This is a genomic window from Phenylobacterium sp., from assembly GCF_036402295.1.
GTDB lineage: Bacteria > Pseudomonadota > Alphaproteobacteria > Caulobacterales > Caulobacteraceae > Phenylobacterium.
Genome location: NZ_DASWTE010000290.1, coordinates 1 through 8,062, shown reverse-complemented (window position 1 = coordinate 8,062; position 8,062 = coordinate 1). Strand labels below are relative to the sequence as shown.

General features: G+C 69.3%; 9 protein-coding genes. 3 read left to right on the top strand and 6 right to left on the bottom strand.

Annotation, left to right across the window (positions count from 1 at the left end; genetic code table 11):
• The 4 genes from VGD44_RS17585 to VGD44_RS17570 form a co-directional block, all read right to left on the bottom strand.
• A partial coding sequence (locus VGD44_RS17585; protein WP_331089495.1) for a sterol desaturase family protein occupies positions 1–761 on the bottom strand: 761 nt, incomplete at its 3' end.
• Complete coding sequence (locus tag VGD44_RS17580; RefSeq protein ID WP_331089493.1) at positions 758–1,159, bottom strand: hypothetical protein; 402 nt, start codon at positions 1,157–1,159, stop codon at positions 758–760. The genes VGD44_RS17580 and VGD44_RS17585, both read right to left, overlap by 4 nt.
• A 152-nt stretch (positions 1,160–1,311) precedes the next feature.
• Positions 1,312–1,860, bottom strand: a complete 549-nt coding sequence (locus VGD44_RS17575) for a porin family protein (RefSeq protein WP_331089490.1) — start codon at positions 1,858–1,860, stop codon at positions 1,312–1,314.
• 192 nt (positions 1,861–2,052) lie between these two features.
• Positions 2,053–2,586: a porin family protein gene (locus VGD44_RS17570; RefSeq protein WP_331089488.1), complete on the bottom strand. Its 534-nt coding sequence runs from the start codon at positions 2,584–2,586 to the stop codon at positions 2,053–2,055.
• 186 nt (positions 2,587–2,772) lie between these two features.
• Between VGD44_RS17570 and VGD44_RS17565 the strand changes: the two genes are divergently transcribed.
• Together VGD44_RS17565 and VGD44_RS17560 are read left to right on the top strand one after the other, a co-directional pair.
• A complete protein-coding gene (locus VGD44_RS17565; protein ID WP_331089486.1) occupies positions 2,773–3,888 on the top strand; it encodes a beta-ketoacyl-ACP synthase III in 1,116 nt (371 codons plus the stop codon).
• 33 nt (positions 3,889–3,921) lie between these two features.
• On the top strand, positions 3,922–5,646 hold the full coding sequence (locus VGD44_RS17560; RefSeq protein WP_331089484.1) for a D-aminoacylase: 1,725 nt from the start codon (positions 3,922–3,924) through the stop codon (positions 5,644–5,646).
• Position 5,647: 1 nt separating this feature from the next.
• Here the strand turns inward: VGD44_RS17560 and VGD44_RS17555 are convergent, their stop codons facing one another.
• Complete coding sequence (locus VGD44_RS17555) at positions 5,648–7,129, bottom strand: amidohydrolase family protein (protein ID WP_331089482.1); 1,482 nt, start codon at positions 7,127–7,129, stop codon at positions 5,648–5,650.
• A gap of 144 nt (positions 7,130–7,273) precedes the next feature.
• On the opposite strand from VGD44_RS17555, the gene VGD44_RS17550 reads away from it, so the two are divergent.
• Positions 7,274–7,864: an exopolysaccharide biosynthesis protein gene (locus VGD44_RS17550; protein ID WP_331089480.1), complete on the top strand. Its 591-nt coding sequence runs from the start codon at positions 7,274–7,276 to the stop codon at positions 7,862–7,864.
• Here the strand turns inward: VGD44_RS17550 and VGD44_RS17545 are convergent.
• The coding region (locus VGD44_RS17545; RefSeq protein WP_331089478.1) for a putative PEP-binding protein at positions 7,865–8,062 on the bottom strand (198 nt) is incomplete at its 5' end. It abuts the gene before it with no gap.

The window sequence follows — 8,062 nt, the reverse complement described above, 5'->3', positions numbered from 1 at the left end:
GTGGCGATCCATTCGTGAAAGGCCACGCGGAAGATATTGAAAGTAGCGAGGTTCTTCACCAGGCCATAGCGGCACGGCTCTGCGTCCAGCTCGGGCTGGAAGGTGCCGAACATGCGGTCCCAGATGATCAGGATGCCGGCGTAGTTCTTGTCGAGGTAGATCGGGTTGCGGGCGTGGTGCACCCGGTGGTGCGACGGGGTGTTGAACACCGCCTCGAACCAGCGCGGCAGTCGCCGGATCGCCTCGGTGTGGATCCAGTACTGGTAGACGAGGCTGATCCCCTTCTGAATCGCAATCATGGCCGGCGGGAAGCCCAGGAAGGCCAGCGGCAGCCACAGCGCGAAGCTGCCGTTCCAGTGGCCGCTCCAGGTCTGCCGCAGCGCCGTCGACAGGTTGTAGTGCTGGCTGGAGTGGTGGTTCACGTGGCTGACCCACCAGAACCGCCGCTCGTGGCTGATGCGGTGGAACCAGTAGTAGACCAGGTCCTCGAGCAGGAAGACCGCCGCCCATGCCCAGATGGCGGTCATCGGGATCGTGAACAGCCGGTGCTCGTAGACCCACAGGGTGGCGGCGAAGACCACGCCGCCGGTGACGATGCCCGAGATGGTCGAGCCCAGGCCCATGCCCAGCGAGACGGCGGTGTCCTTGGCCTCGTAGTGGGCGCGCGCCTTGCCGAAGCGGGCCAGCACGATCTCGAGGATGATCGTGAGGATGAAGAGCGGCGTGGCGAGGGTGACCGGGTCGAAGGCGGCGTAGATCACGCGGCGAGGTCCTTGGTCAGGTTCTTCGGGGGCCAGGACGGCAGCGAGATGACGGCCGTCGGCGCGGCGATGTCGTCGAGGTTCACCGACAGGCGACCGTTCTTGAACGTGGCCGACACGGCCTGACCCCAGGGGATCTGGCGGGCGGCGAACCCGTCGCCGACGCGGCAGATGACCAGCGCGAGGCCGCCGGACTTGGCAAGGGCGCCGCAGCCATCCGAGGCGATCCAGACGGCGTCGATGGTTCGGCCCGGGAACTCCTCGGCCAGGAGGGCGCGGGCCTTGTGGTCGTCGAGGGGGCCCACGGGCTTGGCGATCTTGGCCCAGGCCGCCAGAGCGATCAGCGCGCCCACGGCCGCGGCCGAGAGGGCCAACTGAACGAAGAAGTCGTCGTTCAACGCCTCGCTCCCCACGCCTTATGACGCGGGAGCGTGGGCGCGTGCGAACAAGCGGTCAAGGAAAAGGCCGCTCCTGCGACAGAGCGGCCCTCCCTTCGGGCGGTGGCATCCTTGGAGGGATTGGGAACGCGCCGCCGCCCAAGCTCCCGCGGCTAGAATTTCCGCGTGTAGCCGACGCTCCAGACGTTGGCGTCGCCGCCGTCGTTGCGGAACTCCTGACGGGTGTAGTCGACGCGGACGCCGTTCAGGCCGTCGAAGTGGTGCTGGGCGCCCACGCCGAAGTTGAACGACTCCTCGGAATCCGAGGCCGAGACCCCCGCCGCCTTGGCGCGCAGCTTGGTGGTGCCGTAGCCGATGCGGGCCAGCAGGTCGGTGTTTGCGCCGATGGGCGCGAAGCCCACCACGTAGGCGGCGGCCGAATGCTTCAGCTTGGTGCTCACGTCGACGCCGGCGATGGTGTCCTTGTCGCTTTCGATGCCGGTGGCGAGGTCGCCCTCGACGCCGATCCAGTCATTGAACCGGTAGCCGAGACGGCCCTGGATGGCCTTCAGGTTGAGGCCGCCGCTGCCGTCGACGATGCCTACGTTCGCGCCGGCGTACGGTCCGGCCTTGGTGGCGGCGGCGTCCTGGGCAAGGGCGGCGGCGGGAACGGCGGCGGCGATCGCGGCCAGCGAGGCCGCGGCGATGAGAGTGTTCTTCATTTTGGGGGAGGAACTCCGTACTCGTCCTGGACAGCCCGCCCAAGCCCTCATGGGATCGGCGTCAAACGCGGCGCTCGGCGGCCGGTTCTATGGCGACGCCGTGGTCTTCGGGTGTCTGTGGCCTGGGCGCCACACATGAAGAGGGCCACCCGCTGCCGGGTGGCCCTCCCATGGGATCGTTCCCGTGAAAGATCAGAACTTCCGCGAGTAGCCGATCGACCAGACGTTGGCGTTGCCGTCGTCCTGGAACTCGTAGCGCGTGAAGTCGGCGCGGATGCCGTTCAGGCCGTCGAAGTGGTGCTGCACGCCCACCCCGAAGTTGAACGACTCGTCCGAGCCCGAGGCCGACACGCCGGCCGCGCTGGCCTTGAACTTGGTCGTGCCGTAGCCGACACGCGCGATCAGGTCGGTCTTCTCGCCGGCCGGCAGGAAGCCCACGAGGTAGGCGGCGAGCTGGTGCTTCAGCTTCGTGTCGACGCTGATCCCCGAGACCGTAATGTCGTCACTCTTGATGCCCGTGGCGATCTCGCCCTCGACGCCGAAGTTCTGATGGAAGCGATAGCCGAGGCGGCCTTGCACCGCCCAGAGGTTCGCCGGCCCGGAATCGGCGATGCCGACGTTGAAGTTCACGTAGGCGCCGGTGGTCGCGGCTTCCTGCGCCTGGGCGGCTGGCGCGAGCGCCAGCGCAGCGGCGACGGCGGCCGCGGAAATAAGAGCTTTCTTCATTATTCTGACTAGGACTCCATCCAAAAAAATACCCTCGCGAATCCGGCCGTGCGGGCCGAATCGAGCGGGGGGACAACCAGAGTCCTACACTAGAGCTTGCTTCATCCTTACCGCGAATAACCACATCGTCCGTGACGGGGCCCGGGGGCGTGGTATCAGTCGCGCTTTCGCGTTCGGAGCCTACGCATGACTGACGCGGTGATCGCCGCCACGGGCCTCTACACCCCGCCCTACAGCCTCTCGAACGCCGAACTGGTCGAGACCTTCAACGCCTACGTCGAGCGCTTCAACGCCGCCAACGCCGACGCCATCGCCGCGGGTGAGGTGCAGGCCCTGACCCCCTCGTCCGCCGAATTCATCGAGAAAGCCTCGGGCATCAAGTCGCGCTTCGTGGTCGACAAGACGGGCCTGGTCGACCCCGACCGCATGGCGCCGAACATCCCCGAACGCTCGAACGACGAGCTGTCGATCCTGGCGGAGATCGCGGTCGAGGCGGCGAAGGACGCCATTCAGCGCTGGGGCAAGGACGTCTCGCAGATCGACGCGGTGATCTGCGCCGCCTCGAACATGCAGCGCCCCTACCCCGCCATGGCCATCGAAGTGCAGCAGGCGCTGGGGATCGAGGGCTTCGCCTTCGACATGAACGTGGCCTGCTCGTCGGCCACCTTCGGCATCAAGACCGCCGCCGACTTCGTGGCGGGCGGCTCGGCGCGGGCCGTGCTGATGGTCAACCCGGAGATCTGCTCGGGCCACCTCAACTTCCGCGACCGCGACAGCCACTTCATCTTCGGCGACGTGGCCACCGCGGTCATCGTCGAGCGGGCCGACGCGGCCCAAGGCGGCTGGGATATCCTGGGCACGCGGCTGAAGACCCAGTTCTCGAACAACATTCGCAACAACTTCGGCTTCCTGAACCGCGGCGCGCCGCTGGGCGCGGGCGCCGCGGACAAGCTGTTCGTGCAGGAGGGCCGCAAGGTGTTCCGCGAGGTGGTGCCGATGGTCGCCGAGATGATCGTCGAGCACGCGAACGACCTGGGGCTTGATCCCCACGGCCTGAAGCGGATGTGGCTGCACCAGGCCAACATCAACATGAACGAGATGATCGGGAAGCGCGTGTTGGGCCGCGAACCGACCCCCCAGGAGAACGTCATTATCCTGGACGAGTACGCCAACACGTCCTCGGCCGGCTCCATCATCGCCTTCCACAAGGCCAACGACGACTTCGCGGCGGGCGAGACCGGCCTGATCTGCTCGTTCGGTGCGGGCTATTCGGCCGGGACGGTGTTCGTGCGGAAGCGGTAGGGCTACGCTTCCCGCCTCAGTGGGGAGTCCTGAATGAAACGCGTCCTGTTCGCCGCCTCCGCCGGCCTCGCGCTCGCCTGCGCCCAGCCGGCCGCCGCCGCGACATCCGCCTACGACCTCGTGATCCGTGGCGGGACGATCTACGACGGGTCGGGCGGCGCGGCGGTGAATGGCGACGTGGGAGTGAAGGGGGACCGGATCGTCTGTGTCGGAGCTTGTCCCGGCCAGGCGGCCAAGACCGTCGACGCCAAGGGCAAGGCGGTCGCGCCGGGCTTCATCAACATGCTCTCGTGGTCGACCGACAGCCTGGTTCAGGACGGCCGCGGGCAGTCCGAGCTGCGCCAGGGCGTGACCCTGCAGGTGATGGGCGAAGGCACGTCGATGGGGCCGCTGACGGCCGAGATGAAGCGGCTGGAGGTCCAGCGGCAGGGCGACATCAAGTATCCGATCACCTGGACCACGCTGGACGAGTACCTGCGCTTCCTGGAGGCCAAGGGCGTCTCGGTGAACGTGGCCTCGTTCGTGGGCGCGGCCACCGCGCGGGTGAACGTGCTGGGCGAAGGCGACGTCGATCCGACGCCCGCGCAGCTCGCGGAGATGCGTGCGCTCGTCGTGAAGGCCATGGAGGAAGGGGCCCTGGGCGTCGGCTCGTCGCTGATCTACGCGCCCGGCACGTTCGCCGAGACGCCGGAGCTGACGGCGCTGGTCACCGAGGCCGGCCGCTGCGGGGGCATGTACATCAGCCATATGCGCTCGGAGGGGGCGCGGCTGCTGGAGGCGATCGACGAGCTGATCGCGATCTCCCAGGGCTCGGGCGCGCCCGCCGAAATCTACCACCTGAAGGCTTCTGGACGGGACAACTGGGGCAAGCTGGACGCGGCCCTGGCGAAGATCGAGGCGGCCCGCGCCTCGGGCCTGCGCATCACCACCGACATGTACACCTATCCGGCCAGCTCGACCGGCCTCGACGCGGCGATGCCCACCTGGGTGCAGGCGGGCGGCGTGGAGCAGTGGATCGCGCGGCTGAAGGACCCGGCCACGCGAGCGAAGGTGATCGGGGAGATGCGCTCGGGCACGCCCGATTTCGAGAACCTGCAGAAGGGCGCGGGCGCCGACGGCACGCTGCTGGTGGGCTTCAAGAACCCCAAGCTGAAGCCGCTGACCGGCAAGACGCTGGCCCAGGTGGCGAAGGAGCGCGGCGTCAGCCCCGAGGACGCCGCCATCGACCTGGTCATCGAGGACGGGAGCCGCGTGCAGGTGGTCTATTTCTCGATGCTGGAGGCCAACGTCGCGCGCCAGGTCGCCCTGCCCTACATGAGCTTCGGCTCCGACGCCGAGGCCCAGGCGCCCGAGCCGCCCTTCACGCTCTCGTCCACCCATCCGCGCGCCTACGGCAACTTCGCGCGGCTCTTGGCCAAATACGTGCGCGACGAGAAGCGGCTGACCCTCAGCGAAGCGGTGCGCAAGCTCTCGGCGCAGCCGGCCCACAACCTGGGCCTCCGCGAGCGCGGGCGGCTGAAGCCAGGGTATTTCGCCGACGTGGTGGTGTTCGACCCGGCGAAGATCCAGGACCACGCCACCTTCGAGAGGCCGCACCAGTTCGCGACCGGCGTCAGCGAGGTGGTCGTGAACGGTCAGCTCGCCCTGGCGAACGGCGAGCCCACCGCCGCGCGGCCGGGCCGGGTGGTGCGCGGCCGCGGCTGGACCGGCTGGCCGGACGGCGGCTGCAAGGCCAGCGCGAAGGACTGGAGCTGGTAGCTCAGGCCGCGCCTGACCGCACCCAGCGGCCGGGCAACGCCGCCTCTGCGATCTGCGAGCCATCGACCACAGGAACGCCGGCCACCAGCACGTAGGGGATGCCGGTCGTCGGCTTCGCCGGCTCGGAGAAGGTGGCGTTGTCGATGACGGTGGCGGGATCGAAGACCGCGAGGTCGGCGTCGCAGCCCACCTGCACCCGGCCCTTGCGTTTCATCGCGGGCGAGATCGTCTCGAGGCGCTGGGCGGGCGCGAGGGTCATCTTGCGGACCGCCTCGGTGAGGGTGAGCAGCTTGCGCTCCCGTACATAGTGGCCGAGCACGCGTCCGAACGTGCCCGCCCCGCGCGGGTGGGCCCGGCCGTTGACGAACGGCACGCCATCCGAGGCGATCATCACCAGGGGGTCGGCGATGGCGCGGTCAACAGTGGTCTTCGGGATATTGTGGAGGATCACCCAGCCCGCCGGCTGTTCGCGGCGGTAGCGGTCGAAGGCCTCCTTCGTCAGCCGCTCGCCGGTCAGCGGCCATTCCAGGTCGCCGTAGTCGGCGCCCTGCCGCTCCTGCCAGCCCTCATCGAACAGGGCGCTGCCGATCAGCGTGCTGCCGGCGGTGTACGGATAGACCTCGGTGGTGATGTCCAGGCCGCGGTCGCGGGCCCCGTGGATCATCTCCAGGATCGGCTCGATCGCGCCCAGCGACTTGCTGCCGATGTGGCAGATGTGCAGCGGCGCGCCGGTGGCGGCGGCGTCCGCGATCATCTCCTGCATGGCCGCCATCGGCCCGTCGTCCTTGGCGCTGGCGGAGCGGCGGACGTGGACGAAGATCGGCGCGCGCAGCTCGGCGGCGGTGCGGAAGACGGCCAGCACCTCGTCGCGCCCGGCTCCGGGGACGTACTCGGGCATCAGGCCGATGCCGAGGCCGCCGGCGGCGACCTGCTCGCGGATCAGGGCTTGCATGCGCTTCAGGCGCTCGCCCTCGAAGCGCGGATAGGCCCACTCGGCCTCGCGGCGCAGAACGCTGGTGACCAGATCAGGGTCGGGTCGGGTCACGGTCGTCTGCAGACCCGTCGCGATGAACACCCGGACCGCCCGGTGCCCGACGCTGGCGCCGTAGTTGATCCGCCCCGGGCCGAGTTGGCCCAGGGCGCCGATTGGGTAGCCCCCGGCCTCCAGTTCCAGCGCCGTGGTGACGCCGTCGCGCGCCTTCAGCCGCATGTCGAAGTCGGAGACGGCGTGCGAGTGCAGGTCGATGAAGCCCGGCGCCACCACCAGGCCCTTGGCGTCGATCCGCCGCCCGCCGCTCAGGGCGCCGGCCGAGATGGCGGCGATGCGGCCGCCACGGACGCCGACGTTGGCCGGACGATCGACTCTCGTCTCGGGATCGATGACCCGACCGCCTTCGATCACCAGATCGAAGTCCGCGGCGCGCGCGGCTGTCCCGAACGCCAGGAGCGAGGCGGCTCCCAGGCCGAACCCGCGCCTCGACACCCATCCACGGCCAGTTCCCACGGCGTCCCCCCGAGGCCAGTTCGGGGCCAGCCTAGGACGCCGCCGGTCGGGGCGCCACCGGTCCTTCCGGCGGTGCGACCCTCGCCGCCGTCGCGCGTTCCGGTCTCCGTGAAGGAGGCTGGTATGGCGGCGCAGGCGCAGGATCTCGAGGGTCTGCTCAGGACGCTGGCGCACACCGCGAAGACCAACGGCGCCAAGGTTTCGGTGGACGAGATCGTGGAGACGTTCGGGCCGCGCTCGTTCGGTCCCCTCCTTCTGCTCTGCGGTCTCCTCGGCATGACGCCGGTCTCGGCGATCCCCACCGCGCCGACGGTCCTGGCCGCGATCGTGGCGCTGATTGCGGGACAGATGGTGTTCGGGCGCCAATCGGTGTGGATCCCGCGTTTCATCGGCAAGCTGTCGGTGAAGGCCGAGCGGCTGGCGAAGGCGGTGAAGATGTCCCGCAAGCTCGCGCACGTCGTCGACCGGGTGGTCCGCCCTCGCCTTCTCTCGCTGACGACGCCGCTCGCTGACCGGCTCGTGGCGGCGGCCTGCGTGCTGGTGGCGCTGGCCGTACCGCCGCTGGAGCTGTTGCCCTTCGCTGCCTTCGTCCCGGCGCTCGCGATCTTCACGTTCGGCGTCGGCCTGGTGGCGCGCGACGGCCTCGTGGTGCTGATCGCCCTGCTGCTCAGCGCAGGCGCGCTGGGCCTGATCGGGTGGCAGGTGCTGGGCTGATCAGCGGTCCTTCTCCCGCTCGCCGATGGCGGCCTGCGCCGCCGCCAGCCGCGCGATCGGCACGCGGTAGGGCGAGCAGCTGACGTAGTCGAGGCCGACCTTCTCGCAGAACTCGATCGAGGCCGGGTCGCCGCCGTGCTCGCCGCAGATACCGAGCTTCACGTCGGGGCGCTTGGCGCGGCCGCGTTCGGCGGCGAT

Excerpts from the sequence above, each read along its gene's own strand:
- VGD44_RS17575 (WP_331089490.1), bottom strand. The coding sequence starts at position 1,860 with ATGAAGAACACTCTCATCGCCGCGGCCTCGCTGGCCGCGATCGCCGCC.
- VGD44_RS17570 (WP_331089488.1), bottom strand. The coding sequence starts at position 2,586 with ATGAAGAAAGCTCTTATTTCCGCGGCCGCCGTCGCCGCTGCGCTGGCG.
- VGD44_RS17565 (WP_331089486.1), top strand. The coding sequence starts at position 2,773 with ATGACTGACGCGGTGATCGCCGCCACGGGCCTCTACACCCCGCCCTAC.
- VGD44_RS17560 (WP_331089484.1), top strand. The coding sequence starts at position 3,922 with ATGAAACGCGTCCTGTTCGCCGCCTCCGCCGGCCTCGCGCTCGCCTGC.
- VGD44_RS17550 (WP_331089480.1), top strand. The coding sequence starts at position 7,274 with ATGGCGGCGCAGGCGCAGGATCTCGAGGGTCTGCTCAGGACGCTGGCG.